The sequence below is a fragment of the Ruegeria sp. CDSC002 genome (assembly GCF_059610905.1).
Genome location: NZ_JBXWOM010000006.1, coordinates 313,286 through 339,517, shown reverse-complemented (window position 1 = coordinate 339,517; position 26,232 = coordinate 313,286). Strand labels below are relative to the sequence as shown.

The window sequence follows — 26,232 nt, the reverse complement described above, 5'->3', positions numbered from 1 at the left end:
CCTTAAGCTCGATCCGACGGTTTGCCGGGCATCAGGTCATAGGGGTGTTTCCAGCCTGGCTGTTCCGACAAGCGGGTCAGCCAGGCGTCGATATGCGGCCAGTCGGCGCGGTCAAAGCCGAATGGTTCAGGATAGTACAGATAGCTGCAGCAGCTGAGATCGGCATTCGTGACGTCATTACCAACAATCCAATCGCGACCTTCAAGATGAGTGTTCAGAACGTCATAAGCCGCTTTGAGGCGACCTTGATTGAAGGCAATTACATCAGGATTTCGGTGCTGTTCCGGCAGAAAGTTGATCAGGAAACGGGTCAAGCCAGCCATTGAGCTGAGCTTGTGATTGTCCCACAGCACCCAGCGAAGAACGTCGTAGTTCTCATCCCGGTTCTTGCCGCCGAACTTGCCGGATTTCTCAGTCACATAGGCCTGAATGGCACCCGATTGGCTGGTTCGGAAATCGCCATCGACCAGCACGGGCGCTTCGCCCATTTCATTGACTTCGGCGCGGTATTCGGGAGTACGTGTCACGCCTTTGAAGAAGTCTACAAAAACCGGCTCCCAGTCCAGCCCGGACATTTCCAGGGCTAAGGCAGCCTTGTAGCTGTTTCCGCTTTCTCCGAAGCAATGAAGTTCGATTGTCATGCGATCGCCCCTCCCAAGGCGTACGGTGCGAAGTCGAAACTCGCGTATTTCGAGAAAGACGATCCGCTTGGCTGTGCGCCAAAGGGCATTGTCTTGCTGAAAACACGCCCACCTGAGTGAAGGTGGCTGTAGTGTTTAACGCTTGCGGTCATCCAACTCGGAATTGAAGATTCGCAGGCGATGGGTAAGGTTGTCCTCGTTGATCACGCTGTTGAAATTCTCGAACAGAAACGACAGCGCCTCTCCTTCGTCCAATCCAGCATCACGCGCGAACGCTTTGAGCTTGCGATACCCGTCTTCGGTCATTGCGACGGGAAAGCGGCGGGTTAGTCGAAAACGCTTTGGCATGTGGTTCCTCCGGTAAGCTGGGTCCGGGCAATATCGCCCGGACCCAGACTGAGATCAGAAGTTCGCCGCGTCCAGAGCCATGACCGTGTCCGCGCCCGTCTGGATGCGTGCCAGATGCATGCCTGTAGCAGGCAGGCGGCGCGCCATGTAGAAACGGCCGGTGTTGATCTTGGTCTCGTAGAACTCCTTGTCCGACGCGCCGCCATCCAGCGCATCTTGCGCGGCTTTGGCCATCTGCGCCCACATCAAGCCCAGGCAAACATGTCCAAACATGTGCATGAAGTCATAAGAACCGGACAGAGCATTGTTGGGGTTCTTCATGCCTTCCTGCATGAAGTACATGCCGGCGGCCTGCAGGTCTTTGGACGCAGCCTTCAGCGGTTCGATGAAGGCCTTGTCATAGGCTTCGTCTTTACCAGCGTTGTCTTTGCAGAATGTCTTGACCATGTCGAAGAACGCCATGACGTGCTTGCCGCCGTCTTGCGCCAGCTTACGACCGACAAGGTCCAACGCCTGAACGCCGTTGGCGCCTTCGTAGATCATCGCGATGCGTGCGTCGCGGGTGTATTGCGACATGCCCCATTCTTCGATGTAGCCATGACCGCCATAGACCTGCTGTGCCTGAACGGTCATGTCATAGCCCTGATCGGTCAAAAAGCCTTTGATGACCGGTGTCAGCAGCGAGATCAGCCCGTCCGCATCTTTGTCGTTAGACCGATGCGCCTTGTCGATCATGGTCGCACCCCAAAGGATGAACGCACGCGCACCTTCGGTGAAGCTTTTCTGATCCATCAGGTTGCGGCGGATGTCCGGGTGCACGATCAGCGGATCGGCGGGACCGTCCGGGTTCTTTACACCAGTTACATCACGGCCCTGCAGGCGGTCCTTGGCGTATTCGACGGCATTCTGGTACGCGGCCTCTGCCTGCGACAGACCCTGCATGCCTACACCCAGACGCGCTTCGTTCATCATGGTGAACATGGCACGCATGCCTTTATGCTCTTCGCCCAGCAGCCAGCCGGTGGCTTCATCATAATTCATGACGCAGGTCGAGTTGCCGTGGATACCCATCTTCTCTTCGATCTTGCCGACCGAGACACCGTTACGCTCGCCCGGCGTACCATCTTCATTGACGATGAATTTAGGCACGATGAACAGGGAGACGCCCTTGATGCCTTCGGGGCCGCCGGGGATCTTGGCCAACACCAGGTGGATGATGTTGTCAGCCATGTCGTGATCGCCGGACGAGATAAAAATCTTTTGGCCCGAAATCTTATAGCTGCCGTCGCTTTGCGGTTCTGCCTTGGTGCGCATCAGGCCCAGATCGGTGCCACAATGCGGTTCCGTCAGGTTCATGGTGCCGGTCCATTCGCAGCTGACCATATTGGGCAGGTATTTGTCTTTCTGTTCGTCGGTTCCGTGCGCCAGGATCGCTGACGCCGCGCCGTGCGTCAGGCCCTGATACATCACGAATGCCTGGTTCGCAGCCGAGAACATCTCGCCAACGGCGGTGCCCAGGACGTATGGCATATTCTGACCGCCATACTCTTCCGGCATGTCGAGGCCAGTCCAGCCACCTTCTTTCATCTGCTCAAAGGCGTCTTTGAACCCGGTGGGCGTGTATACGATACCGTTTTCCAACCGGCATCCTTCGGTGTCCCCAACCACGTTCAGCGGGTGCAGAACATTGGTGGCCACTTTGCCTGCTTCTTCCAGAACGGCGCCTGTGAATTCGGCTTCAAGCTCGTTGTACCCCGGAACGTCGGAGTCCGAGATTTTCAGTACGTCGTGCAGAATGAACTGCGTATCTTTGGTTGGCGCGTTGTAGACGGGCATGTGAAGCTCCCTTTAATTCATATGTCCGGGTGATAGGCAGGCGAGGGGGTTACTCGGCAGCCTTTTTGTCTTGTTTGACCGAGGCGATGACTTTCTCGCCCCAGCGCAACTGTTCTTTCAGATCGTCGATCGCCTGGGTCAGTTCCTCACGGCGCGCTTCCATGTCTTCCAGACGCTCGCACGCAATTTCATAGGTGCGTGATATCTGAGTCATCTGTTGGTCGCCGACATGGTAAAGGTCCAGAAGCTGGCGAATTTCTTCCAGGCTGAACCCAAAGCGCTTACCGCGCAGGATCAGTTTCAGGCGGGCACGATCACTTTTGGTGAACAGCCGTTTCTGACCTTCACGGATCGGAAACAAAAGCTCTTTGGCCTCGTAAAACCGCAACGTGCGGGGCGTGACATCATATGTCTCGCACATTTCTCGGATGGTCATCAGATCTTCGGTCATGGTTTCAGCACTCTCGTCACTGGCGTCAATGAAAGTCAGTTGCGCAGTCGATGCGCACGTTACAACATGTAGATGACGTTCACGTAATGTGAACGCTGCGTCACAACAGAAGTTTACGTAACTTCCGCGCGCGTCAAGTCGCGGATTTCCGACTTTTTCGGAATTAACGTAACGGAATTTGTGGGTGCCAATTCCCGCAGAGCGACCCAACACACCTTAAGGCATGGCCGAAGTGTGCGAGAGTCGCTTCATTTTTTGAGTGCGCGATGGTGCGCCAACGGAATCACTCGAGCGATTTGGCAGTCTGGTCGCGCATCTCGGTCAGGGCAACAATTGCCTCGTCCAATTGCTGTTTTTGCTGGTTCAGTTCGACGATCTGCTTATCCGCGACGTCGACAAATGCACGCATTTGGATCTCGTTGCCTTCATTTTCATAGATCAGCAGCCACTGCCGGATATCTTCCAGCGAAAACCCATATTTGCGGCCGCGCAGGATCAAAGTCATGCGTGCGCATTCCCGCGGACCATAATATCGCGATCTGCCTTCCCGATCGGGTTGCAGCAATTCGATGTACTCATAGTAGCGCAGGGTACGTGGAGTCACATCGTACTCGGCGCACATCTCTTTGAATGACAAACGGTTGTCGGACATTCCTGATCTCCTCTGGCGCAGCCTATGTTCTGTCAGCGGCAAGCGCAACCGGCGGGCTTGCTCTTTTGGCGGACACGGGCTCATAAAGGGATAAACCAAAAGAACGGATTCAAGTACATGGTCGACAAAGCCGCAATTGCGCGCCAGTTCATCGAGGCGATCCCGCATGCAAGGGCGTTGGGTCTGAAGCTGACCTCAATCGGAAATGGCGAAGCGGGTATTACAATGCCGTACAGCAAAGAGCTTGTTGGCGATCCGCGCACCGGGGTGATTCATGGCGGCGCTGTTTTTGCCGCATTGGATACCTGTTGTGGTGCCGCCGTCATGAGCCATCCGTCGGCCCCAGGGGGTACGGCGACAATTGACCTGAGGATCGACTATATGCGGGCGGCAACACCGGGACAGACGATAACGACCCAGGCGACATGCTACCACATCACACGGAATGTCGCCTTTGTGCGCGCGACGGCGATGGACGAAGACGATGGTCTTCCGGTGGCCACAGCGGCAGGGTCATTCACGGTGGAGGGTCTGTAATGGCGCGTACTCGCCCGGAACCCGTCCAGGTCGTAAAACAACGCCGGGATGCGGCGCTGAACGCGATTGTCGATGGTGTGCCCTACATTCGGTTCCTCGACATCGGCTTTGATCGCCGCGGTGATGAACTGACTGGTGTTTTGAACTTCGACCAGAAACTGATCGGTAATCCGTTACTGCCCGCGTTGCATGGGGGCGTCACGGCGGCGTTTCTAGAAGTCACGGCCGTTATCACGCTGAGTTGGGAGTTCTTGCTGCCCAAGATCGAAAGCGGGGAACTGAATGCCAGTGATATCGCCGACTACGAAAAAGTACGTTTTCCAAAGACCGTCGATTTCACCGTCGACTATCTGCGGTCAGGCCTGCCGCGTGATGCTTATGCGCGCGCGTTCATCAGTCGGGCCGGGCGTCGCTATGCCTCTGTCAGGGTCGAGGCCTGGCAGGACAATCACGCGAAGCTCTTTGCACAGGCTTCGGGGCATTTCCTGATGCCGCGGCCCACTACCGACGGAAAATAGAAAGCTATGCAGGACGCTTCGGCACCCATTACGCATAAGCGGGTGCTCCGGATTGCAGCGCCGATCGTATTGTCCAATGCGACGGTGCCAATTCTGGGGGCGGTGGATACTGGTGTCGTGGGGCAGTTGGGTCAGGCGGCCCCAATCGGTGCGGTCGGCATGGGAGCCGTTATTCTAGCGACCATCTACTGGGTGTTCGGGTTCCTGCGTATGGGGACAACCGGTCTTGCTGCCCAGGCACGTGGTGCAGGGGACACGGCGGAAACCGGAGCCTTGCTGATGCGCGGGCTGTTGCTGGGCGGCGCGGCGGGTCTGTTCTTTATACTGACGCAGGTCTGGTTGTTCTGGGGGGCGTTCGCCCTGTCTCCAGCCAGTCCCGAGGTCGAGTCGCTGACCCGCGCCTATCTGGAGATCCGTATCTGGGGAGCTCCGGCTACGATCGCGCTTTTTGCCGTGACAGGTTGGCTGATCGCGGTAGAGCGCACCAAGGGTGTGTTCGTTTTGCAGATCTGGATGAACGGGCTGAACATCGTTCTGGATCTCTGGTTTGTTCTTGGCCTTGGCTGGGGCGTCGAAGGTGTCGCCATCGCGACGCTGATCGCCGAATGGACCGGGTTGGCGCTTGGTCTCTGGTTGTGCCACGACGCTTTCGCTGGAAATCAGTGGCGCGATTGGCCCAGGATCTTTGACCCCGTGCGTCTGCGCCGAATGATGCAGGTGAACGGCGACATCATGGTGCGTTCGGTGCTTTTGACCGGTGCATTTACCACTTTTTTGTTTGTTGGTTCCGATCTGGGGGACGTCAATCTGGCGGCAAATCAGGTGCTGCTGCAATTTCTTGAGATCACAGCCTTTGCCTTGGACGGTTTCGCCTTCTCTGCCGAGGCGCTGGTGGGCAGTGCGGTCGGCGCGCGTGATCGGGCCCAGGTACGGCGCGCGTCGATCATGGCGTCGCAATGGGGCGTCGGAGGTGCGTTTGCCCTGGGTCTTGTGTTTTTTCTAACCGGACCATCCCTCATTGATCTGATGTCAACCTCACCGGAAGTACGGATTGCCGCGCGCGAATTCCTGCTCTGGGCGGCCCTTGCGCCGGTGATCGGCGTAGCCAGCTGGATGTTCGACGGCATCTATATCGGGGCGACCTGGACGCGCGCCATGCGGCAGGCGATGATCCAGTCCGTCGCGATATATGTAGTGGCCCTGTTCCTGTTGGTGCCGACGTTCGGCAACCATGGGCTTTGGGCCGCGCTGATGGTCCTGAACATCGTGCGCGGGGTCACATTGGGATGGCGTTATCCCAAGCTGGAAGCGCAGATCGCTTAAAGCAGCGACAGCAGGTTTTCGGGCGGACGACCAATCGCGGCCTTGTCGCCGACAATGGCCAGAGGACGCTCGATCAGGATGGGGTTTTCCGCCATAGCCTGGATCAGGTCATCATCGGGCGTTGTTTTTGACAGGCCCAGTTCCTTGAACCGCTTTTCGCCTGTCCGCATCATCTCGATGGCCGGAATTCCCAATTGGGACAACACCGCGCGCAGCTCATCAGCCGACGGCGCAACCTCCAGATATTTGCGAACCTTGACGGTCGCACCTTTTTCTTCCAGCAAAGCCAGACCTGTGCGGGATTTTGAACAGCGCGGGTTATGCCAATATTCAATCACAGCCAGTCCTCTCTTTTGCTGCCAACGGCCTCTGCGACCGAAGTGAACCCGTCTTGCGCCAGCAGTTCATCCAGACCTTCGGCTATTTCTGCGGCCAGTGAAATGCCGCCATAGACCATGGCCGTATAGAACTGCAAAGCCGAAGCCCCGGCGCAGATCTTGGCGTAAGCCTGCTTTGCCGTCCCGATCCCGCCAACGCCAATCAACGGGATTTGCCCGTCGGTCAACTGGCTAAGTCGTGCCAGAACGCGGGTCGATTTCTGGAATAACGGTGCGCCGGACAGACCGCCTGCTTCACCCTTGTAGGCACTGCGCAGACCATCGCGTGACAGGGTTGTGTTGGTGGCAATCACCGCATCCACGCCGGTTTCGCGGGCCACATCGGCGATGTCTTGCAATTCGCCTTCGGTCAGATCCGGAGCAATCTTCAGGAAGATTGGCAAGGGGCGGGGCAGTGCGTTGCGCGTCTCAATCACGCCGCTTAGCAACGCACTCAGGGCCGCCTTGCCCTGAAGATCACGCAGTTTTTCCGTATTCGGGGATGAGACGTTGACCGTGGCAAAATCCAGATGCGCGGCGCAATGGGCCAGGACCTTGGCAAAATCGCCGGGGCGGTCGTCGCTGTCTTTGTTGGCACCCAGGTTCAGGCCAATCACCGCGTCCTTTGGGCGGTCAGCCAGACGGCGGGCCATGACCTCCATGCCTTCGTTGTTGAACCCGAACCGGTTGATGGCGGCCATGTCCTGGGTCAGGCGGAACAGGCGTGGTTTCGGGTTGCCAGGCTGCGGGCGCGGGGTCACGGCACCGACCTCAATAAACCCGAACCCTGCGCGGGACAAAGGCGCAAGAACCTCACCATTCTTGTCGAATCCTGCGGCCAGGCCAACGGGATTCGGCAGGTCCAATCCCGCCACTTCGGTGCGCAACCGACTGGAGGTCACTGGACCCGGCGCAGGGGCCAATCCGGCCTTTAGCGCCTTGATCGATAATCCGTGAGCTGTCTCAGGATCCATGCGGTGCAGGGCTGCCAGCCCCAGTTTTTCAGCCAGTTTCATCCGAATACCTCTCCGCCAGCGGTAGGGGCGCATCGTATAAGGCGCGAGGTTTCGACGGCGGCTTGGCGGTGCACCACGGCCATTTGGTAAACCGGGTCCGTCACCATTTCCAGAAACGCGTGCGCTGTGGGATAGCGAGCGATGAAAACTGCGTCCCAGTTTTCGTTTTGCGGGCCGATCAGTGTCGTCTGAAACAAGCCGCGCCACAGGATCGAAGCGCCAAGGCGCGCTATGATCGGAGCGGTTTCCGAGCCGTACTTGCCGTAAGCCTGCGCGCCGGTCAGCCCGGCATCCACGAGTTTGTGCCCTGCGGGATACTCAGCAGCGTCGCGGAACTTCACCAAGTTCAGCATCTCGATCGGGTGGTCCCGATCAAGGTCCTTGAAGGCCTCAAACTGGGCGCGGTCCGGATCGACAAAATTGGTCATTCCATATCCTTGGGAAATTGGTGAGCGGTTCCATCAAAAGGCAGGGCGCGCGACCAGACAACATCGGTCATTTTGATCTGCCGATAAAGATGCGGGAAAAGCGCGCCACCGCGCGAAACCTCCCATTTCAGGTCGTCGTCCATCGCATCGGCGTCACACGCCAGCAGGGTCAGCCCTTCGACCCCGGCAAAATGTTTGGCGGCTGTTTCTGCCGCCTGCTTGGCAGTCGAGAAATGAACATATCCGTCAGAGACATCAATCGGCGCCCCGTCTGATGCGCCTTGTGCCTGTAACGTGGCCCATTCATCGGCCCGAAAAATTTTGTAAATCAGCATGCGGTCGTGATGCACCGGGCCACGGGTAGAATCAAGCCGGATTTCCCCCTTTGACTCTCGGCGTTGCGCGTCGCAACATCTCCGCAATTAACAATAGGGAGTTAAACTATGCTCACCCGTCTTTTGACATCTGCTGCGGTGCTCAGCCTGACCGCAGGCATGGCATTTGCCGAGTACAAACTGACGATTCTGCACACCAACGATTTCCACTCGCGTTTTGAGCCGATCAACAAATACGACAGCGGTTGCGGTGATGAAGACAATGCCGAAGGCAAGTGCTTTGGCGGTTCCGCGCGCTTGGTCACTGCAGTCGAGGAGGCACGTGGCCGTGCCGAAAACTCGATTCTGGTTGATGGCGGAGACCAGTTTCAGGGATCGCTGTTCTATACTTATTACAAGGGCAAGGTCGCGGCCGAGTTCATGAACAAGCTGGGCTACAACGCGATGACGGTGGGTAACCACGAATTCGACGACGGCCCCGAGGTTCTGCGCGGCTTTATCGACTCGGTCGATTTCCCGGTTCTAATGTCCAATGCGGATGTTGCGGACGAAGAGTTGCTGACCGACAAGATCAAGAAATCGACCGTAATCGAAGTTGGCGGCGAAAAGATCGGCCTGATCGGCCTGACACCTATCGACACTGATGAGCTTGCCTCGCCCGGTCCGAATATCTCGTTCTCGGACCCGGTGCCTGCGGTTCAGGCTGAGGTGGATAAGCTGACCGGTGAAGGCGTCAACAAGATCATCGTTCTCAGCCACTCGGGCTACGGTGTGGATCAGCGCGTTGCGCAGGAAACCACCGGAGTTGACGTGATCGTAGGTGGCCACTCGAACACATACCTGTCGAACACCTCGGACAAGGCCGCCGGCCCGTACCCGACCGTGGTAAACGGCGTGCAGATCGTTCAGGCCTATGCCTACGGCAAATTTCTGGGTGAGCTGAATGTGACCTTTGACGATGACGGCAACGTGGTCGAGGCTGCTGGCGAGCCGCTGATCATGGACAACACAGTCACCGAGGATCAGGCCGCTTTGGATCGTATTGCCGAGCTGGCCGTGCCATTGGATGAAATCCGCAACAAAGTGGTTGCAAACTCTGCCGATGCCATCGAAGGCGACCGCGCTATTTGCCGTGTTCAGGAATGCCAGATGGGCAACCTTGTGGCCGACGCAATGTTGGCACGCGTCGCGGATCAGGGCGTTAAGATTGCGATTGCCAACTCGGGCGGTCTGCGGGCTTCGATCGATCCGGGCGACGTGACCATGGGCGAAGTGCTGACCGTGCTGCCGTTCCAGAACACGCTGTCGACCTTCGAGATCAGCGGCCAGGGCGTCATCGATGCGCTGGAAAACGGCGTCAGCCAGGTGGAAGAGGTCAAAGGCCGCTTTCCGCAGGTTGCTGGCCTGACCTTCACCTGGGACCCGGCCGTTGCGCCGAACGAAGGGCGTATCGCTGAGGTCATGGTTGCCGACGGAGACGGGTTTGTTCCCATCGATCCGGCCGCGACTTATCTGGTGGTCACCAACAACTACGTCCGCAATGGCGGTGACGGCTACAAGATGTTCTCGGGTGACGACAAAAACGCCTATGACTTTGGCCCCGATCTGGCCGATGTAACGGCAGAATATCTTGCCGAAAACGCGCCCTACACGCCTTATCTGGATGGGCGGATCAAGCAGAAGTAAATCTGTTTCGATAAACAAACCAAAAGGCCGCGTTTGACGCGGCCTTTTCAGTCTTATGGTCAGAAACGGCTTGATGGTGTTCCACTCGGTATCGGCGCGGGCGACATTAACCTACAATTTCTGAAAAAGGGACAAGGCCTATGTGCGGACGGTTTGCCGTAACACTTCCCAACGATGCAATGGCGCAGCTTTTTTCGGCCCGCCCGGCTAACACTTTGCCAGCGGTGCCGAATTTCAACGTCTGCCCGACCAATCAGGTGCATGTGGTGCGCGCGGGCGAAAACGGGCGCACGCTTGATCCGCTGCGCTGGGGTTTTTTGCCCCATTGGTACAAGGGCGAAAACGCAGGACCTCTGTTGATCAACGCGCGGGCGGAAACGCTTGCCGAAAAGCCCGCCTTTCGCGCTGCATGCCGCGAACGCCGCTGCCTGATCGCCGCGACGGGGTTCTATGAATGGACCAAGACGGAACAAGGCGACAGGTTGCCATGGTACATCTTCCGTCAAGACAACGCACCGATTGCCTTTGCCGGTGTTTGGCAGGATTGGGGGCCTGAAGATGCGCGGCAGGGCACCTGCGCCATCGTCACGACGCCGGCCAACCGTCACCTCAGCGCGATCCATCATCGCATGCCTTTGATTCTGGAACCCGATGACTGGCCGCTGTGGCTGGGGGAGGCCGGAAAGGGGGCCGCGCGTCTGATGCAGCCGGGGGACGAAGATGTCCTCAGCTATCATCGCGTCAGCCCGACCGTGAATTCGAACCGCGCCAGCGGGCCGGAATTGATTGAACCGATCGAAATTTAGCCCTGCCTTTTCATTCACGGCTTTGCGGGATAGACCTCTGACATGGTTCTGAAATTCGACAGTTTGCCCGATCTATATGCGCATGAATTTGACACGGTGATCGACGTGCGCAGCCCGGCGGAATTTGCCGAGGACCATCTGCCTGGTGCCACCAGCCTTCCCGTTTTGGACAACGAGGAACGCGCCCGTGTCGGCACGATCTATGTTCAGGAAAGCCCATTTTTGGCGCGCAAACTGGGGGCCGCGCTGGTGTTTCGGAATGCGGCCAATCACATCGAGAACAGCCTGTCCCATCATGAAGGAGCATGGCGACCTTTGGTGTATTGCTGGCGCGGTGGGCAAAGATCGGGCTCGTTCACATGGATGCTGCAACAGATCGGCTGGCGCGCCGAAGTGGTCGAGGGTGGCTATCGCACCTATCGCCGCTTGGTGAAGCGGTATCTTTATGATGACCCGCTGCCGCATCGCCTGATCGCGCTGGACGGATATACCGGCACGGCGAAGACCGAACTATTAGTGCATCTTGCTGCTCGCGGCGTTCAGGTTCTGGATCTGGAAGGGCTGGCCAACCACCGTGGGTCCTTGCTGGGTGATATGCCCGGTGGACAACCCAGCCAAAAGGCGTTCGAGTCTGCCCTATCGTCTGTGCTGTGCCGTCTGGACATGTCGCGCCCCGTGGTGGTCGAGGCGGAGTCGTCCAAAATCGGGTCTCTGATCCTGCCGCCGACGCTTTGGGCGGCTTTGCGCCAAGCCCCGCGCATCCAGATAACAGCCTCCGTTCAGGCGCGTTCGGACTACTTGGTATCCGCCTATGATGACGTTCTGTCGGACTCTGACCGCCTGCGCGACCGCCTTTCCCCGCTGCGGTTCCACCGCGGGCATGACGTGGTGGACGGTTGGCTGGACATGATTGACGCTGGTGACAAACGCGCACTGACTCAGGCATTGATCGAGCAGCACTATGATCCTGCATATGCCAAATCTGCCCGAGTGCGCAGATCAGACGTTATCGCGAACATCCATGCGTCGGCGTTGGATCATGCTGGCTTGTCTGCAACAGCAGCGCAGATCGAAGCCATCCTGGATCAGGTTTGAACCCGAAGCCCCGGTGCATCGGTCATGTGCCCAATGATTACGGCAGGATATCCCGCTTCGCGCAAAGCTTCGCAGATCATCTGCTCTTGATCTGCTGGTACCGCGGCCAGCAAGCCTCCGGCCGTCTGAGGATCATACAGCAGGTCCGCTTTGCCGCCCGTCGGTAATTCGGGCGTAATCGCGCGATTGTCTTCGAATAAGGTTGACCGGATGCCCTGCGCGGCCAGTTCCAGCGCGCCATCCATTACCGGAACTGCCTCCAAATCCAGGGTGGCACCACAACCCGAGGCCTCGGTCATGCCCAGCAGGTGCCCCGCCAGACCAAATCCCGTTACATCGGTCATCGCATGTGCATCTGCCAATACTTCCGAAGCCCGGCCTTGTGGCTGCACCATGTGTGCAACGCCTGCCGCAACCCATTCGCCTTTTGCTGCGCCGGCCATCTCTGCCGCCATCAGAACGCCGCTGCCCAACGGTTTGGTCAGGATCAGGGCATCCCCGATTCTGGCGCCGGTCAGTGTGATCGGGTCGGCGTCGCACAGACCGGTCAGGGTGAACCCGATCGTCATCTCGTCACCCATCGAGCTGTGGCCGCCGACAATCTCGGCCCCGGCGTCACGGATGACGTCGCTGGCCGTGGTCATAATCTCGGCCATGGTGCGACGCTGAAGGGTTGGCGACATGCGGGGCAGGATGATCGTTGCCGTAGCGGCTTGTGGGCGGGCTCCCATAGCCCAGATATCCCCGAGCGCGTGAACCGCTGCAATGCGAGTCATTAAGGCGGGATCGTCCACTAAGCCGCGCAGATGGTCCGAGGTCATGACCTGCCGGGCACCCCCGGTCTGTAACAGGGCAGCATCATCGCCGGGCAGTGGTGTCACATCCGCACGAACTGGGGCTGGCAGATCGGCAAGCGCGGATTGCAACGCGCCGCGCCCGACCTTGGCACCGCAGCCGCCGCACATGGGTTTGTCGTCCAAGGCTTCGGTCAAACCGGCCGCGTGATGGCGGGGCAAGGACGGAGGCTTCATCTGCGGCAGGTTGCGAAACTTGTCCATAAAACTCTGGTCGATGTGGTTTTTCCATTTCCACATCAACGGCCCGCTGAACGAGGTCCCCAGCCGCTCCCCCAATGCAGACTTGCCGCCTAGTGATATGAGTTTGAGGTAATCCTTTTGCGGCTCATACCGCCGCATGGCACCTGACCCTAAGGCGGCCCTTAGGTTTTGGTACAATACGGGTGCCTCGCGCACTGCGTAAACTCCGGCTTTGGGGCGAGGGTTTTCGGTCAGATGTGCGCAATCACCCGCCGCAAAAACGGCAGGGTCGCTGGACTGCAATTGAGCGTTGACGCGGATGAAGCCATCCTGAAGATCCAGCCCTGTATTCGCGATCCAGTCATACGGTTTTGCACCGGCTGCGCCGGTCACAAAGCTGGCCGGGATTTGGCGGCCATCCTCTAGCGCGACGTGATCCTGAGCGATGTGCGAAACAGATGCCCGTTCGATCACTTCGATGCCCAGATCAGCCATCGCTTTGCGAATGGTCTGCGCGGACTTGGGGTGGGTCGCCGTCAGGGCATGTGCGCTGTCAATCAAGGTCAGGTGCGCGGTGCGTCCCTTGGTGCGCAAGGCAAAGGCCATAGCCAGGATAAGCTCAGCCCCGGCGACCCCGCCGCCAATCACCGCGACCGTGGCATCACCTGATCCTTCCAGGTACTCTGCCCATCTGGCAGCAAACGGACCCAGCGGTTTGGCGGGAACGGCATGCTGGTCAAAGCCGGGCAGGGCTGGCATGTCCGATGTAATCCCCACATTGACTGAAGCCACGTCAAACGCCACCGGAGGACGGTCTGGCACATGAACCTCGCGCCGGTCTGGGTCGATGCTGGAAACCGCGCCCAGAATGATCCGCGCGCCGGCAAAGCGGGCTAGTTTGACCAGATCTATGTTCAGGTCCTGACGTGCGTAGTGCCCGGCGACAAAGCCCGGCAGCATCCCCGAATATGGCGCCGTGGGACCGGGGTTGATCACCGTCACCCGTGCGCCGGGCAGGGGGTTCATGCCCCACTTGCGCAGCAACAAAGCATGTGTGTGGCCCCCGCCAATTAGAACCAGATCGCGGGTTAAGGGCAGCGGTGGGTGGTGCATCAAACTCAGGACTTGCTGTGGTCAGGGACGTCTTCGACCTGCTCAACAGCGTGCGTGGCCCAAAGTTCATCCTCGCCCGCATCTGGCAGATCGCTGGGCTTTTCATGACGGTGAATGTGCCATTTGGCAATGAACAGGGCCGTGATCGGCGCGGTCAGGAACAGGAACAGAGTGATCAGAAGCTCGTGCAGCGACAAGTGCTGTTCGATCAGAACCGAGTGGCAGATCGATGCCAGCAACACGCCACCCACGCCCAGGGTCGTCGCCTTAGTGGGTGCGTGCAGGCGCGACATAGGATCTTTCAGCTTGATCATACCGTAGGACCCGACAAAGCCGAAGATGCCTGAGATGACCAGGAAGAAGGCGATCAGAAGTTCTACGATGAAACCCATTCCACCCTCACTCGATGATATTGCCACGCAGCATGAAGCGCGCGTAGGCAACCGTTGAGACAAAGCCCAGCATGGCGATGATCATGGCGGATTCGAAGAACACTTCGGTTCCCAGAGTCAGACCATAGAGGATCAACAGCGCGATCGTGTTGATGACCATCGTATCCAGCGCCAGAACGCGGGTGCCGACGCCGTCCGCGGTAATGATCCGCCAAAGGCACATCATGATGGCTGCGCCAAAGCAGGCGAATGCAAAGGCGATTGCAATGTCGATCATTCGAAAATCTCCTTCAGGCGACGCTCATAGCGGCTTTTGATCTGGTCGCGCACGGCATCAGGATCGGGGGCATCTAGACAATGCACCAGAAGATTATGCCCCTGTGCGGACAGATCGCTGCTGACGGTTCCGGGGGTCATGGTGATCGTACCCGCCAGCACTGTGATAGCTTCAGGTGTGCGCAATTCCAGCGGGATCGAGATCCAGGCCGGCTGACGATCTGCGTCGCGTTTATACAGGATAATCCGGGCAACGGTGATGTTCGCGATCACGATGTCCCAAAGCACAACCAGGATGTATTCAACGACCATGGGCCAGTTGCGCAGCTTAGGGCGATCAGGCCAGTAGGGCTGTGTGATGAAGGGAATGATGATGCCCAGGATCAGGCCAAAAACCAGAGAATTCAGCGTCAAGTTATTGGCCAGCAGGACCCACACGATGGTCAGCAGGAACGTCAGATGCGGGTGCGGAAATATTCGGTGCAGAAGTCTGATCATGTGTCGCCTCCCAATACGGCTGCGATGTAGTTCTCAGGTGTGAACAATTGCTCGGCCGTTTTATTGGTATACTCCAGCGCAGGTCCCGCAAACAGAGTCAGCAGCACAAGACCGATCGCCATTGCGCATACGGCGGTGAAAGCCAGCCCGGGGTTGGGCTCGGGCGCAGGCGCGGGCGGTGTTTCTTCTTCGTTTTCTGGGTCCATTTCCGTGTTGTGCTGGGCATCATGGCTTTTCCAGAAGATCAACGAGCCCGCTCGGGCAAGGCCAACAATGGTGACGAAGGAACCGATCAGGATTACGGCCCAGATGGCGTTTGCATCCGGTGCGTCCCGTGCGGCGTCCAGCACCAGCAACTTGCCGACAAAACCCGATAGCGGCGGCATGCCCGCCAGTGCAATTGCACCCACAAAGAACAGAGCCGATATCAGACCCGTTTGCGGCATTGGTGCAGTTGGGGCAATCGCGCCGCCCCGGCGTTCCATCACCAGATCGGCAACCAGGAACATAAGCGCTGTGGCCAGGGTCGAATGATACACGTAATACAGTGCCGCTGCTGTGGCCGTTTCCGTGAACAGCGAGATCGCGATCAGCAGTGTTCCCATCGAGGTGATGGCACAGAACGCCACCATACGCGCAATATGCTGTGTGCCCAGAATACCGATGGCACCAACAGCCAGCGTCACCAAAGCGGCGGGTTGTAACCAAGCGCCAACAAGGCCCTGCGTAGCCTCAACCTCTGGGCCGAAGCCCAGCGTGTACATCCGCAGTATCGAGTAGGCGCCGACCTTGGTCATGATCGCAAACAGGGCGGCCACTGGCATGGGTGCACTGGCGTAGCTCGCCGGTAGCCAGAAGTGCAGCGGCAAGACAGCGGCCTTGATGCAAAACACCAGCAGCAGTAAAACCGCACCAACCCGCATCAGGGCGGTGTCATCTGCAGGCAATTCGGCCACCCGCACGGCCAAGTCGGCCATGTTCAACGTTCCGGTCACAGCATAAAGCGTGCCTAAAGCAAACAGGAACAGGGTGGACCCCAGCAGGTTATAGGCCACATATTGCACCCCGGCTTTCAGCCGTACTGCACCGCCCCCATGCGTCATCAGGCCATAGGACGCGATCAACAGAACTTCGAAGAACACGAACAGGTTAAAGGCATCACCGGTCAGGAATGCGCCACAGACACCCATCAGTTGAAAGTGGAACAGGGCGTGAAAATGTTTGCCCCGGTCGTCCCAGCCTGAGGCGATAGCATAAAGCACGATCGGCAAAGCCAACAGTGCAGTCAGAAGCACCATCATGGCCGATAGCCGGTCCAACACCAGAACGATGCCAAAGGGCGCAGGCCAGTTGCCCAGTTCATAGACCTGAATATCGCCACCTGCAGCCTGTGCGGTGATAGTCAGGGCAATACCAATTAGGGCCACCACCCCAGCGACCGAAAAGATGCGCTGCAGGTCCAGGTGAAAGCGCAGGACCATAATGATGAACGGGGCCAGGATCGCGGGCAGGACGATTGGAGCAACGATCCAATGGTTCATGCGTCTTCTCCCGGCGCGTCAACGCTGTCATGGGCGTTCATGTCGATATGGTCATCCTTGGAGGACAGGTAGGCGCTGAGTGCGATCATCACAATCACAGCGGTCATTCCGAACGAGATCACGATGGCCGTCAGCACCAAAGCCTGCGGCAGCGGATCGGTATAGGGCACCTCTTTGTATTTGTTCAAAACGGCAGGCGCGTCCAAAGCCAATCGGCCCGTTGCGAACAGGAACACGTTCACGGCGTAAGTCAGCAGAGACAGACCCAGAATGACAGGGAAGGTCCGGCGGCGCAGGATCAGGAATATCCCGGCAGCAGTCATGACGCCAACGGCAGAGGCTACGAGCGCTTCCATCAGACCTGCTCCTTGTTTTCTTCTTCTTGCGGCGGATTATCCCGCAATGGGTTGATATCCATCGGGAATTCCTGCGCCATGCCCGGTTGCCACGCGAACCTGGACAGGCTGTCCAGCGCCAGCATCACCGCCCCCAGAACAGCCAGGAAGACGCCGGTGTCGAACAGGATGGCGGTGGCCCATTCGAACTCTTCCAGCGGTGGCCAGTGAATATAACCAAAATCGCTGGTCAGGAACGGACGATCGTTAAACCACGCACCCAGACCAGTAGCGGCGGCAATCAGCACGCCCCAGCCGATGGAGCCATGGTAGTAGAACCTCTGGCGTTCGATGGCCCAAGTATAACCGCTGGCCATGTATTGCATCAGGAAGGCGATCGCGACGACAAGGCCCGCGATGAAGCCTCCGCCCGGCTGATTGTGGCCGCGGAAAAAGATATAAGCCCCGACCATCAGCGCGATGGGCATCATCATTCGGGTCACGACCACCATCATCAACGGATGCGAGTCCCCCGACTGTGGCCAATGCGGTTTCCGGTTCAGCAGGTAGCTGCGGACATTGGTGCCCAGAACTGCCTCGGTCAGGGCAAAGATGATAAGCGCGGCAATACCCAGAACGATGATTTCGCCAAAGGTATCAAAGCCCCTGAAGTCCACGAGGATGACGTTGACCACATTGGTGCCGCCACCACCTTTGTACGAATTCGCCAGATGGAATTCTGAAATCGTCGGAAAGGCAAAATCCCGCAGCAGCAGCGCATAGATCAGCGCGCCCGAACCAATGCCCGCCACGACTGAAATAGCCGCGTCGCGCCAGCGGCGCGCGGCGCTGCTGTCCCAGGGCGTATCCGTGGGCAGGAAATTCAGCGACAGCAGCAGCAGGATCATCGTGACCACTTCGACCGAGATCTGCGTCAGCGCCAGATCCGGGGCGGACAGATAGTTGAATGCCATCGAAACGATCAGGCCGACAACACCAATCAGCACCAGCGACAACAGGCGATTGCGGTGGAACCACATAATCGCCAGCGTTGCACCGACAAGGCAGATCCATCCGATAAGCGGAATAATCTGAATGGGCAGCGCCTCTCGCGTTTCGGGGCCAATCGTGCCGGTTGTATAGGCATAATAACCCAGCGCGAGGGTGAAACCGATCATAATGATCGCGTAACGGCTGAGGACGCCGTTATGCAAAGTATCGGTGATCAACCGACTGAGTTTTGTCAGCACGCCGATCACAGTGTCAAAGATCACCTTGGCCTCGGGGCGTGGCAGGGCATTCCAGATTCTCTCTTCATGCCGATGCAAGCTCAGCAGGAACAGACCGCCCAGTGTCGCGACCACGGACATATAGAGGGCGGGTGTGAAGCCGTGCCACAGTTTCAGCGAGTAATAGGGCAACTTCTCACCGCCAATGACCGCGCTGGATACAACAGCGACCAATGGGCCCACGATGGCGGCAGAGTTCAGTCCGATCAGTACCACCAGCACGGCAAGGAAGGCAGGAGCCAGCCAAAGACCAACTGGCGGATCATGCGGATGGGCCGGGTAATCATGACGCTCCGGACCTAGGAACACGTGGCTGACAAACCGGAAGGAATAGGCTGCTGAAAACAGCGCCGCCAACAATGCCAGACCCGGTACAAGGTAATGAGAGTGCAGCCATGTGGTGTGAACGGTCTCTTCCAGCATCATTTCCTTGGACAGAAACCCGTTCAAGGGCGGTATGCCCGCCATCGACAGTGCAGCGATTGTGCCAATTGTAAAGGTGATCGGCATCAGGTGGCGTAACCCACCCAGCCGCTTGATATCCCGCGTACCAGTTTCGTGATCCACGATCCCTGCGGTCATGAACAGCGCAGCCTTGAACGTGGCGTGGTTGATGATGTGAAATATCGCGGCTACGGCGGCGATCTTTGTGCCAAAGCCCAGCAACATGGTGACCAACCCCAGATGCGACACGGTCGAAAACGCCAGAAGGGCCTTGAGGTCATCCTTGAACAGAGCGATCACCGCGCCCATCAGCATGGTGATAAGTCCAGTTGTGGCAACAATGTAGAACCAAGCGTCGGTGCCGGCCAAAACGGGCCACATCCGGGCCATCAGGAACAACCCGGCCTTCACCATGGTGGCCGAGTGCAGGTAGGCAGAGACCGGTGTCGGGGCCGCCATGGCGTGGGGCAGCCAGAAATGGAATGGGAATTGCGCCGACTTGGTAAAGCAACCTAGCAGGATCAGGATCAACGCGGGCAGGTAATAGGGTGACGCCTGGATCAGCTCTTTGTTCTGCAAAATTACGCTTAGGTCATAAGACCCGACGATATTGCCCAGGATCAGCATCCCGGCGATCATTGCCAACCCGCCAGAGCCGGTCACTGCAAGCGCCATCCGCGCACCTTGACGTCCTTCGGGCAGGTGTTTCCAATATCCGATCAACAGGAAGGAACTAAGCGATGTGAGTTCCCAAAAGATAAGCAAAAGCAGTATGTTGTCGGACAGAACAATCCCGACCATCGCGCCCTGAAACAGCAGAAGATAGGTGTAGAACTGCCCCATCGGGTCCTCGCGCGACAGGTAGAACCGTGCGTACAGGATGATCAGCAACCCGATCCCAAGGATCAGCAGAGCAAACAGGAAACCCAACCCATCCAGCATGAAATTCGCGTTCAACCCAAGGGCAGGTATCCACTCGAACCGCGCAGTTACAACGTCGCCTCGCATCACAGACGGGATGTGGATCAACAGACCCATCAGCGCCAGAAATGTGGTCAACCCAGCAGCAGAAGCAGCTGCATTTCGTCCTGCCCTGATCAGAAGAGCTGGAAAAACAGCGCCGAGAAAAGGAAGGGCCGCGATGAGGAATAGGGACAAGTGCGATACTCCGTTCTGGGCGGTCAAGTAGTACTGATTTTGTAAGGATAATTTTCTTACTGTCCAGCTAATACAACTCATTTGCCGCGCGCCAACACAGCGAGGCTGCGGCTTTTGCCTGCAAAAATGACGTGAACTTGAACTGCCAGGATAAATTCGGCGCGGATTCCAAATCTGCGCTGTGATAGAAACCCGGAGTCAGGTCAGGAGGGTGCGACGTGGCCCGAAACTTAAACCGATCCCGCAGGTGGATCTTGATTGGAGGCTGTGCCGCAGTGGCGGGGGGATTTGCGATACGCGAATACCGGCTTATTCCGCCTGACTATTCGGGACGGCAACTTAGCGTGCAGGATGCACATACGCAGGCCGTGGCCGGGGACGTGTTGTTGCTGGACATTCGCACCCCGAAAGAGTGGCAGTCCACCGGGATCGGAGAGGGCGCGAAATATTTGGACATGCGCCGTGACGATTTCATTCCCGCTCTGACGCAGCTCGTCAAAGGTGACAAGGGCGCGGCAATTGCGTTGATCTGTGCGCGGGGCGTGCGTTCGGCGCGGTTGAGCAACCGGCTGACCGAGGCAGGATTTACGAATATTATTGATGTGCCCGAAGGCATGTTGGGGTCGGCCGCTGGGCCGGGATGGGTACGCGCCGGATTGCCGGTTCGCGACTACGACAGGAGTGCAGTATGATCCGGGAATTAACACTGGCAACGGGTTTGGCGCTGGTCGGGCAGTCGGGGCTGGCCGCCTGTGCCGATCTGGAGGGTATGTGCGAAACCGCCTCAGGCGGATACCATATCGAATTGCCCGAGGATGAGAACCCGCCACTGGTGGTGTTTCTGCACGGCTATGGTGGCACCGCCACCGGTACTTTGAAAAACCGTGGCATGGTGGAACCGCTGCTAGCGCGCGGCTACGCTGTAATGGCGCCAGAAGGGTCGGAGCGCAACGGGCGACAAAGCTGGAACTTCTTTCCGGGTTGGGAAGGACGCGATGAAACCGCCTTTTTGACCGAGGCGGTTGAGGATGCCGCGGATCGGTTTGGCGTGGATACGGACCGGGTCGTTCTGGGCGGGTTCTCGGCGGGCGCGTTCATGGTCTACTACCTTGCCTGCGCCGCGCCCGATACGTTCTCGGCCTATGTGCCCGTTTCAGGTGGGTTCTGGCGCCCTGATCCTGAATCTTGCGATGGCCCGGTTCGGATGTTCCACACTCATGGCTGGACGGACAACGTGGTGCCGCTGGAAGGGCGCTTGTTGGGCGGTGGCCGATTTCATCAGGGCGATATCTTTGCCGGACTTGAGATTTGGCGCGTTGCAAATGGATGTGTCGATACCAAGCCCAGCGGGTTCTCGACCACCGGCTCTTTCATGCGCCGATATTGGAGCGGATGTGACGACGGCAGCGCGCTGGAATTTGCGCTGTTTCCCGGCGGTCACATGGTGCCCAACGGCTGGGCCAACATGATGGTTGATTGGTACGAAGGTCTGCCGGGTGGGTGATCACTCGGCCGGAGTCATCACGCCCTTACCCTCGATCACCTTCTTCAGCTCATCCCTGTAGCGACGGGCCGAGCGTGTGATTGCGGGCTCGTTATAGTCCTCTTTCATTCCAACCATACGGCGGGCTGCTCCGGCGGATACGCCACTGAGCGCGGACAAAGGAATCGCAAAGGCAAGGCTGATCGCAATCGGGGCCAACCAGACTGATACAAGACCGGACAAGATACCGACGCTAAGGGCCACGCCGCTGATCGTTTCAACCGTGTGGCAAAGGATCAGCGTGCGCAGACCATAGCTGCCGCCATCCCGCGCCTGAGGGGACCAGCCCTTTTGGATACCAAAGGTGGTGCGAATGACGGCGATCATCTGTTGCACCATCAGAATAGGGGCGTAGAGGATCGACAGAACAACCTCGGCCAGGAATGAGGTCAGGAATTTGCGCCCGCCACCGAATTCGGCATAGCGCACTCCGCTGAGTGGCAGGGCCAGAACACCCAGCACCTTTGGCGCAAGCAGCATCGCATACATGACCAGAATGATCAGCACATGGCGGGTTTCCGTCATCTCAGGCCATTGCGGGAACAGTGGATTGTCTGGGCTGAAATAATGCAGGACCGAGGCATCCTCACCCTGACCGATCAGCGCCCACATCACCAGCAGCGCAAACCAAAGCGGCGACATCAGATATCCGACTGCGCCGTGGAACATGTGGAACCGTGACACCGACTGGAACCCGGCTGAGCCCAACAGTTTCAGGTGCTGCAAATTGCCCTGACACCAGCGCCGATCGCGCAGGGCGTGATCAATCAGTGTCGGCGGCGTTTCTTCATAGGACCCGCGAATGCGGGGCAGGAACCGCACACCCCAACCGGCCCGACGCAACAGACCGGCCTCGACGAAGTCATGGCTCATGATCAGTTTTTCCTGACCGTTCAATGCCCGCAGTTTTGGCAAACCCGCGCAATTGGCGAATGCTTGGGTGCGGATAATGGCGTTATGACCCCAATAGTTGCCTTCCTGCCCGCACCAGCGCGCAAGCCCTTCGGCAAAAGCAATCCCATAGACGCCATTGGCGAATTGCTGCATCCGCGCAAAGACCGATTGCGCACCGATCAGCTGAGGATAGCTCTGAATCAATCCAGCGCCCGGGTCCCGCGCCAACGCATCGGTCAATCGGGCGATGGCGCGACCGGTCATCAGACTGTCTGCGTCCAAAACCAGCATCGCATCCCACTCGGCACCCCAGCGGCTGACCCAGTCAGCGATGTTGCCAACCTTGCGGTCGGTGTTTTGTTCGCGACGGCGATAATACAGTTCCAGCCCGGGGGCGAGGGTGGTGCGCAGCGCCTCGACACTGGCTTGCTCCTGTGCGGCGATCTCGGGGTCGCGCGTGTCCGAGAGGATGAACATGGCATAGTGATGCTGCCCACCGCGCGCCTGCAAATCTTCAAGCATGGTCCGGGCATTGCCCAGCACGTTCCAGGGAACCTCGTTATAGACCGGCATCAAAAGGGCGACACGCAACGGTTGGGCGCGACCTTGACGTACGGGACGCTCCTGCCGGGACAGGGAGACCATGCCCAGCAACACGGTGCAGACCGTGAAGGAAATCCAGAAGAAGTTGAATGAAATCAGTGCCAGAAGGACGGCCTCGATCAGGTTGATGCCTTCGGCGTCGAACCAGTCCGTCATCACCCATAACAGTCCCAGCGTCGCCGCCATTGCGGGCGAAAACGCCAGCGCACGCCAGAACCCGGCCGAGGGACGATTGGCATCAGGAACCTGTGCATCCCGAAACCCTGCGCTGAAATCCTGCGCGGGCATGGCCAGAGGCGTCTCGGGCGGCATGATATGAAGATCTCTGGTCATGAGGTCCAACGGTATAGCCAGACCTCAGAGGCTGGCTGTTTGTCTTTCAGCAACTGCGCGCGCAATTCGACATGGTCGCGGTCGCCGGACTCGAACGAAAACGCCAGCCGCAAACCGCCTGTATCGGGGTTGCGCTGCAGCACACCTTCGGATGTTTCGGCATGCGGCGAGTCCACGAAAATGGTCATCGCCTCTGGGTCGTCGAACAGCTCGCTTTCTTCAAAATCGATGACGGCCAGACGCCCTTCACCAAACGTGTTGTCGCCCATCGCGGTATTTATCACGCGCGCCATCGGTGTGCGCTGGGGCTCATCCCCCCAGGTCAGGCGATAGGACAGGTCGACCTGGCTGCCAGCCGTATAGGGTTCGGCAGGGCGCCAGTAGGCAACGATGTTATCGTAGATTTCCTGATCCGCCGGAATTTCAACCAGCGTGACCGCACCTTTGCCCCAATCCGCACCGGGTTCGACCCACAGGCTGGGGCGTTTGTGATAATTCGCCTCAAGATCCGCGTAATCCGAGAACTCACGCTTGCGCTGCAACAGGCCAAAGCCGCGCGGGTTGGTGTCGACGAACGACGAAATCTGCAGGCGGGTTGGGTTCGCCAATGGCCGCCACAGAACCTCTCCAGCACCGTTGCGCACCAACAGACCATCGCTGTCGTGTACGGCAGGGCGGAAGTCGTCGAACCGGCTGTGGTTGGTCTGATCGAACAGGAACATCGACGTGCCGGGGGCGATACCCACATGCGTCAGCTCTTCGCGTGGGAACAGCGTGGCTTCGATATCCATCACACAGTCCGCACCGGCGGTGACATTGAACCGATACGCACCGGTCACGCTGGGGCTGTCCATCAGCGCATGGACGACCATGTCGCGCTGGCCGGGTTTTGGGCGTTCCAGCCAAAATCGGATGAATTCGGGGAATTCCTCTCCATCCGGGTCGCCGGTTTTCAGGGCCAGACCACGGGCGGAGAGGCCATAGACCTCATGCAAGCCAATGGCGCGGAAATAGCTGGCTCCTTGCCAGACGCAGAACTCATCGGTCTTGCCGGGACGGTGCATTTCGGTGCGCAATCGCAGGCCGGAGAAGCCCAGCGTGTCGTCGATTGGCAGTTCCGGGACGTCCTCGGATTTGTCGAACATCTCCAGATCAAACACGACCGGAGTAGCCATTCCATTTTCAACGGTTTCAACTTTAACAGTGCGCGGGAAGTACAGGCCTGGTGTGAAAAAATCGACGTTGAAAGGCGTTTCCGTTTCATACCAAAGCGCGCGGTCCAGCCGGAACCGGATCGAGCGGTATTGCTGGTACGTCAGATCCTGCCATTCCTGCGGCACCATCTCGCGTTCCGCATAAGGTCGGCTGGCCAGATCTCGGGCCATCTCAATGACGACATTGCGGTCAAATGGGACCTCACCGCCCGTGGCAAAAGTTGCTGGCGCGAATGCAAGCGCCGAAGTTGAGATCAGAAATGCGCGACGTGTAAAATTCATTTCTTAGACTTCCAAGGTTGTGACTTAAACCAAGCGGCCATGTATGCCACGCCGATGATCATCGCAAAGCCAATCATGTTGGCGACGAAAACACTGGCAACATCCCGCCCACTCAGGTCCAGACCGACGCCGATAAGTCGTGCTGCAGCCATCGAAAATACGAACACTGCCAATGATTGTTGCCCAACTTTGGTGATGACGGTCAGCAGGAATTGCCAGACTTTGGCCGCGGTACCCTGACCGGTTGCAATCAGGTGATGCCCATGTTCCCCGGCGACAACCCAGCCCAGATAGGCGAGTGACAGGAAATGCAGATAGCGGAACAGGCCAAAATCGGTTTTGTCGCGGAACTCTTTCGTCACGGGCCAGACCTTGCGGATTTCGTCAGCCAGATCGGGGGCCGCTGCGTTGATCCATGTGAATACCTTCCACGAACCAAAGGGCATCGAGAAGATCAGGAACAGTGCTGCCGCCCAGATCATGGTTTTCGATACCGGGGGGGCAGGTATCCAGCCGCGCATGAAGGCGAAACCAGTAAAGAACAGCAGTTGCCAGCCAAAGGGGTTGAAGAACCACTGCCGATCAGACCACGGTTCGGCTGGGAGGTCCAGAATATCGGTCTGTGCGACCAGCCAGATCGCGACGGATGTCCCAGCGACGGCCCAGAAACCGAACCGGTAGAGGCCCATAAACATGGGCATCATTGCCAGAACCACCAGATACATCGGCAGGATGTCGAAATAGTTCGGAACATAGGTCAGCGTGAACAAACCCACGATCTGAGGCGCAGGATCGTTGAAGAAGTGCTGCAGGTTCAAAGACGAAACGTAGGTCTTTTCGAACAGCCCTGATTGATCCAGCGCCGCCATTGACATGGCGACAAAGAAGAACAGGCAGATATGCGCCCAGTAGACCTGCCAGATACGGAACGACACGCGGGCCGTTCCAATCCACCACCCCTTGCGCAGGAACGCTCCGCCAAAGGCAATCGCCGACGCCATGCCCGAGCAGAACACAAAAATCTCGGTCGCGTCCGAGAATCCAAACCGCGCGGGAATCCACTTGGCCCATGGATCGTTCGGGATATGTGCGATTAGGATGATGAACATCGCGATGCCGCGATAGAAATCCAGGCGCGGGTCGCGCGTGCGGGCAGGGGCCGCCGCAGAGGCAGCCACTGGCGCAAAATCAGAAGCGGGCGAAACTGTCGCCATACGTATTCTGTCCTTCT

27 protein-coding genes are annotated in these 26,232 nt (G+C 58.3%); 8 read left to right on the top strand and 19 right to left on the bottom strand.

The features are described 5' to 3' along the window. Positions 1-2: 2 nt before the first annotated feature. The 5 genes from AC2FJE_RS13805 to AC2FJE_RS13785 all read right to left on the bottom strand — a co-directional run bounded on the left by AC2FJE_RS13805 (position 3) and on the right by AC2FJE_RS13785 (position 3,928). Positions 3-641 (bottom strand): glutathione S-transferase family protein, encoded by a 639-nt coding sequence (locus AC2FJE_RS13805; protein WP_282153756.1) that lies wholly within the window; start codon positions 639-641, stop codon positions 3-5. A gap of 135 nt (positions 642-776) precedes the next feature. Next, positions 777-989, bottom strand: a complete 213-nt coding sequence (locus AC2FJE_RS13800) for a hypothetical protein (RefSeq protein WP_058274212.1) — start codon at positions 987-989, stop codon at positions 777-779. Between the two features lie 54 nt (positions 990-1,043). After that, on the bottom strand, positions 1,044-2,825 hold the full coding sequence (locus AC2FJE_RS13795) for an acyl-CoA dehydrogenase C-terminal domain-containing protein (RefSeq protein ID WP_058274211.1): 1,782 nt from the start codon (positions 2,823-2,825) through the stop codon (positions 1,044-1,046). 49 nt (positions 2,826-2,874) lie between these two features. Then, on the bottom strand, positions 2,875-3,276 hold the full coding sequence (locus AC2FJE_RS13790; RefSeq protein ID WP_058274210.1) for a MerR family transcriptional regulator: 402 nt from the start codon (positions 3,274-3,276) through the stop codon (positions 2,875-2,877). A gap of 283 nt (positions 3,277-3,559) precedes the next feature. Further along, positions 3,560-3,928: a MerR family transcriptional regulator gene (locus tag AC2FJE_RS13785; protein WP_282169190.1), complete on the bottom strand. Its 369-nt coding sequence runs from the start codon at positions 3,926-3,928 to the stop codon at positions 3,560-3,562. 117 nt (positions 3,929-4,045) lie between these two features. Between AC2FJE_RS13785 and AC2FJE_RS13780 the strand changes: the two genes are divergently transcribed. Genes AC2FJE_RS13780 through AC2FJE_RS13770 form a run of 3 tightly spaced genes read left to right on the top strand, consistent with a single transcriptional unit; the run spans position 4,046 to position 6,306 of the window. After that, positions 4,046-4,465: a PaaI family thioesterase gene (locus tag AC2FJE_RS13780; protein ID WP_108860423.1), complete on the top strand. Its 420-nt coding sequence runs from the start codon at positions 4,046-4,048 to the stop codon at positions 4,463-4,465. After that, complete coding sequence (locus AC2FJE_RS13775; protein WP_282169191.1) at positions 4,465-4,983, top strand: PaaI family thioesterase; 519 nt, start codon at positions 4,465-4,467, stop codon at positions 4,981-4,983. Before AC2FJE_RS13780 ends, AC2FJE_RS13775 begins: the two co-directional genes overlap by 1 nt. 6 nt (positions 4,984-4,989) lie before the next feature. Continuing rightward, positions 4,990-6,306, top strand: coding sequence for an MATE family efflux transporter (locus AC2FJE_RS13770; RefSeq protein WP_496754723.1), 1,317 nt, complete (start codon positions 4,990-4,992; stop codon positions 6,304-6,306). On the opposite strand, the gene arsC is transcribed toward AC2FJE_RS13770, so the two are convergent. The 4 genes from arsC to AC2FJE_RS13750 are packed head-to-tail and all read right to left on the bottom strand — an operon-like array spanning position 6,303 to position 8,462. Continuing rightward, positions 6,303-6,644 (bottom strand): arsenate reductase (glutaredoxin), encoded by a 342-nt coding sequence (arsC, locus tag AC2FJE_RS13765; protein ID WP_496754721.1) that lies wholly within the window; start codon positions 6,642-6,644, stop codon positions 6,303-6,305. The genes AC2FJE_RS13770 and arsC overlap by 4 nt on opposite strands. Beyond that, complete coding sequence (locus AC2FJE_RS13760) at positions 6,641-7,699, bottom strand: quinone-dependent dihydroorotate dehydrogenase (protein WP_496761058.1); 1,059 nt, start codon at positions 7,697-7,699, stop codon at positions 6,641-6,643. The genes arsC and AC2FJE_RS13760 overlap by 4 nt, the downstream gene beginning before the upstream one ends. Continuing rightward, positions 7,696-8,127, bottom strand: coding sequence for a DUF1330 domain-containing protein (locus tag AC2FJE_RS13755; RefSeq protein ID WP_496761057.1), 432 nt, complete (start codon positions 8,125-8,127; stop codon positions 7,696-7,698). The genes AC2FJE_RS13760 and AC2FJE_RS13755 overlap by 4 nt, the downstream gene beginning before the upstream one ends. Beyond that, complete coding sequence (locus AC2FJE_RS13750) at positions 8,124-8,462, bottom strand: DUF952 domain-containing protein (protein ID WP_496761056.1); 339 nt, start codon at positions 8,460-8,462, stop codon at positions 8,124-8,126. The genes AC2FJE_RS13755 and AC2FJE_RS13750 overlap by 4 nt, the downstream gene beginning before the upstream one ends. Before the next feature lie 108 nt (positions 8,463-8,570). On the opposite strand from AC2FJE_RS13750, the gene AC2FJE_RS13745 reads away from it, so the two are divergent. The 3 genes from AC2FJE_RS13745 (at position 8,571) to mnmH (ending at position 12,049) form a co-directional block, all read left to right on the top strand. Continuing rightward, the gene (locus AC2FJE_RS13745; protein ID WP_496697051.1) at positions 8,571-10,148 is read left to right on the top strand and encodes a bifunctional metallophosphatase/5'-nucleotidase; all 1,578 of its coding nucleotides are present in this window, start codon (positions 8,571-8,573) and stop codon (positions 10,146-10,148) included. A gap of 140 nt (positions 10,149-10,288) precedes the next feature. Next, complete coding sequence (locus tag AC2FJE_RS13740; RefSeq protein WP_496761055.1) at positions 10,289-10,954, top strand: SOS response-associated peptidase; 666 nt, start codon at positions 10,289-10,291, stop codon at positions 10,952-10,954. A gap of 42 nt (positions 10,955-10,996) precedes the next feature. Then, positions 10,997-12,049, top strand: coding sequence for a tRNA 2-selenouridine(34) synthase MnmH (mnmH, locus tag AC2FJE_RS13735; protein WP_496754710.1), 1,053 nt, complete (start codon positions 10,997-10,999; stop codon positions 12,047-12,049). Here the strand turns inward: mnmH and selD are convergent. The 7 genes from selD to AC2FJE_RS13700 are packed head-to-tail and all read right to left on the bottom strand — an operon-like array spanning position 12,040 to position 20,132. Continuing rightward, entirely contained in the window at positions 12,040-14,199 is a 2,160-nt protein-coding gene (selD, locus tag AC2FJE_RS13730) for a selenide, water dikinase SelD (protein WP_496761054.1), read from the bottom strand. The genes mnmH and selD overlap by 10 nt on opposite strands. Before the next feature lie 5 nt (positions 14,200-14,204). Continuing rightward, positions 14,205-14,591: a Na+/H+ antiporter subunit G gene (locus AC2FJE_RS13725; protein ID WP_108860214.1), complete on the bottom strand. Its 387-nt coding sequence runs from the start codon at positions 14,589-14,591 to the stop codon at positions 14,205-14,207. A 7-nt stretch (positions 14,592-14,598) separates the two neighbouring features. Then, entirely contained in the window at positions 14,599-14,868 is a 270-nt protein-coding gene (locus AC2FJE_RS13720; protein WP_058274196.1) for a K+/H+ antiporter subunit F, read from the bottom strand. Then, positions 14,865-15,365 (bottom strand): Na+/H+ antiporter subunit E, encoded by a 501-nt coding sequence (locus tag AC2FJE_RS13715; protein ID WP_496754706.1) that lies wholly within the window; start codon positions 15,363-15,365, stop codon positions 14,865-14,867. Before AC2FJE_RS13715 ends, AC2FJE_RS13720 begins: the two co-directional genes overlap by 4 nt. Further along, positions 15,362-16,906 (bottom strand): monovalent cation/H+ antiporter subunit D, encoded by a 1,545-nt coding sequence (locus AC2FJE_RS13710; protein ID WP_496754704.1) that lies wholly within the window; start codon positions 16,904-16,906, stop codon positions 15,362-15,364. Before AC2FJE_RS13710 ends, AC2FJE_RS13715 begins: the two co-directional genes overlap by 4 nt. Continuing rightward, positions 16,903-17,262: a Na+/H+ antiporter subunit C gene (locus AC2FJE_RS13705; protein ID WP_108860216.1), complete on the bottom strand. Its 360-nt coding sequence runs from the start codon at positions 17,260-17,262 to the stop codon at positions 16,903-16,905. Before AC2FJE_RS13705 ends, AC2FJE_RS13710 begins: the two co-directional genes overlap by 4 nt. Then, positions 17,262-20,132 (bottom strand): monovalent cation/H+ antiporter subunit A, encoded by a 2,871-nt coding sequence (locus tag AC2FJE_RS13700; protein ID WP_496754702.1) that lies wholly within the window; start codon positions 20,130-20,132, stop codon positions 17,262-17,264. Before AC2FJE_RS13700 ends, AC2FJE_RS13705 begins: the two co-directional genes overlap by 1 nt. A gap of 218 nt (positions 20,133-20,350) precedes the next feature. On the opposite strand from AC2FJE_RS13700, the gene AC2FJE_RS13695 reads away from it, so the two are divergent. Continuing rightward, positions 20,351-20,824, top strand: coding sequence for a rhodanese-like domain-containing protein (locus AC2FJE_RS13695; RefSeq protein ID WP_496754700.1), 474 nt, complete (start codon positions 20,351-20,353; stop codon positions 20,822-20,824). Continuing rightward, positions 20,821-21,636, top strand: a complete 816-nt coding sequence (locus AC2FJE_RS13690; protein ID WP_282169203.1) for a CE1 family esterase — start codon at positions 20,821-20,823, stop codon at positions 21,634-21,636. The genes AC2FJE_RS13695 and AC2FJE_RS13690 overlap by 4 nt, the downstream gene beginning before the upstream one ends. Here the strand turns inward: AC2FJE_RS13690 and mdoH are convergent, their stop codons facing one another. From mdoH to AC2FJE_RS13675, 3 genes are read right to left on the bottom strand one after another with little or no spacing between them, the layout of a single operon-like run. Next, positions 21,637-23,505 carry a glucans biosynthesis glucosyltransferase MdoH gene (gene mdoH, locus AC2FJE_RS13685; protein ID WP_496754698.1) on the bottom strand — a complete coding sequence of 623 codons (1,869 nt, stop codon included), beginning with the start codon at positions 23,503-23,505 and terminating at the stop codon, positions 21,637-21,639. After that, a complete protein-coding gene (locus AC2FJE_RS13680) occupies positions 23,502-25,001 on the bottom strand; it encodes an OpgD/OpgG family glucan biosynthesis protein (protein WP_496754695.1) in 1,500 nt (499 codons plus the stop codon). The genes mdoH and AC2FJE_RS13680 overlap by 4 nt, the downstream gene beginning before the upstream one ends. Then, positions 24,998-26,215: an OpgC family protein gene (locus tag AC2FJE_RS13675; RefSeq protein ID WP_496754693.1), complete on the bottom strand. Its 1,218-nt coding sequence runs from the start codon at positions 26,213-26,215 to the stop codon at positions 24,998-25,000. Before AC2FJE_RS13675 ends, AC2FJE_RS13680 begins: the two co-directional genes overlap by 4 nt. Positions 26,216-26,232: the final 17 nt, after the last annotated feature.

Bases quoted from the DNA above. Each gene is read 5' to 3' on its own strand.
- AC2FJE_RS13805 (WP_282153756.1), bottom strand. From the start codon at position 641: ATGACAATCGAACTTCATTGCTTCGGAGAAAGCGGAAACAGCTACAAG.
- AC2FJE_RS13800 (WP_058274212.1), bottom strand. From the start codon at position 989: ATGCCAAAGCGTTTTCGACTAACCCGCCGCTTTCCCGTCGCAATGACC.
- AC2FJE_RS13795 (WP_058274211.1), bottom strand. From the start codon at position 2,825: ATGCCCGTCTACAACGCGCCAACCAAAGATACGCAGTTCATTCTGCAC.
- AC2FJE_RS13790 (WP_058274210.1), bottom strand. From the start codon at position 3,276: ATGACCGAAGATCTGATGACCATCCGAGAAATGTGCGAGACATATGAT.
- AC2FJE_RS13785 (WP_282169190.1), bottom strand. From the start codon at position 3,928: ATGTCCGACAACCGTTTGTCATTCAAAGAGATGTGCGCCGAGTACGAT.
- AC2FJE_RS13780 (WP_108860423.1), top strand. From the start codon at position 4,046: ATGGTCGACAAAGCCGCAATTGCGCGCCAGTTCATCGAGGCGATCCCG.
- AC2FJE_RS13775 (WP_282169191.1), top strand. From the start codon at position 4,465: ATGGCGCGTACTCGCCCGGAACCCGTCCAGGTCGTAAAACAACGCCGG.
- AC2FJE_RS13770 (WP_496754723.1), top strand. From the start codon at position 4,990: ATGCAGGACGCTTCGGCACCCATTACGCATAAGCGGGTGCTCCGGATT.
- AC2FJE_RS13760 (WP_496761058.1), bottom strand. From the start codon at position 7,699: ATGAAACTGGCTGAAAAACTGGGGCTGGCAGCCCTGCACCGCATGGAT.
- AC2FJE_RS13755 (WP_496761057.1), bottom strand. From the start codon at position 8,127: ATGACCAATTTTGTCGATCCGGACCGCGCCCAGTTTGAGGCCTTCAAG.
- AC2FJE_RS13750 (WP_496761056.1), bottom strand. From the start codon at position 8,462: ATGCTGATTTACAAAATTTTTCGGGCCGATGAATGGGCCACGTTACAG.
- AC2FJE_RS13745 (WP_496697051.1), top strand. From the start codon at position 8,571: ATGCTCACCCGTCTTTTGACATCTGCTGCGGTGCTCAGCCTGACCGCA.
- AC2FJE_RS13740 (WP_496761055.1), top strand. From the start codon at position 10,289: ATGTGCGGACGGTTTGCCGTAACACTTCCCAACGATGCAATGGCGCAG.
- mnmH (WP_496754710.1), top strand. From the start codon at position 10,997: ATGGTTCTGAAATTCGACAGTTTGCCCGATCTATATGCGCATGAATTT.
- selD (WP_496761054.1), bottom strand. From the start codon at position 14,199: ATGCACCACCCACCGCTGCCCTTAACCCGCGATCTGGTTCTAATTGGC.
- AC2FJE_RS13725 (WP_108860214.1), bottom strand. From the start codon at position 14,591: ATGGGTTTCATCGTAGAACTTCTGATCGCCTTCTTCCTGGTCATCTCA.
- AC2FJE_RS13720 (WP_058274196.1), bottom strand. From the start codon at position 14,868: ATGATCGACATTGCAATCGCCTTTGCATTCGCCTGCTTTGGCGCAGCC.
- AC2FJE_RS13715 (WP_496754706.1), bottom strand. From the start codon at position 15,365: ATGATCAGACTTCTGCACCGAATATTTCCGCACCCGCATCTGACGTTC.
- AC2FJE_RS13710 (WP_496754704.1), bottom strand. From the start codon at position 16,906: ATGAACCATTGGATCGTTGCTCCAATCGTCCTGCCCGCGATCCTGGCC.
- AC2FJE_RS13705 (WP_108860216.1), bottom strand. From the start codon at position 17,262: ATGGAAGCGCTCGTAGCCTCTGCCGTTGGCGTCATGACTGCTGCCGGG.
- AC2FJE_RS13690 (WP_282169203.1), top strand. From the start codon at position 20,821: ATGATCCGGGAATTAACACTGGCAACGGGTTTGGCGCTGGTCGGGCAG.
- mdoH (WP_496754698.1), bottom strand. From the start codon at position 23,505: ATGACCAGAGATCTTCATATCATGCCGCCCGAGACGCCTCTGGCCATG.
- AC2FJE_RS13680 (WP_496754695.1), bottom strand. From the start codon at position 25,001: ATGAATTTTACACGTCGCGCATTTCTGATCTCAACTTCGGCGCTTGCA.
- AC2FJE_RS13675 (WP_496754693.1), bottom strand. From the start codon at position 26,215: ATGGCGACAGTTTCGCCCGCTTCTGATTTTGCGCCAGTGGCTGCCTCT.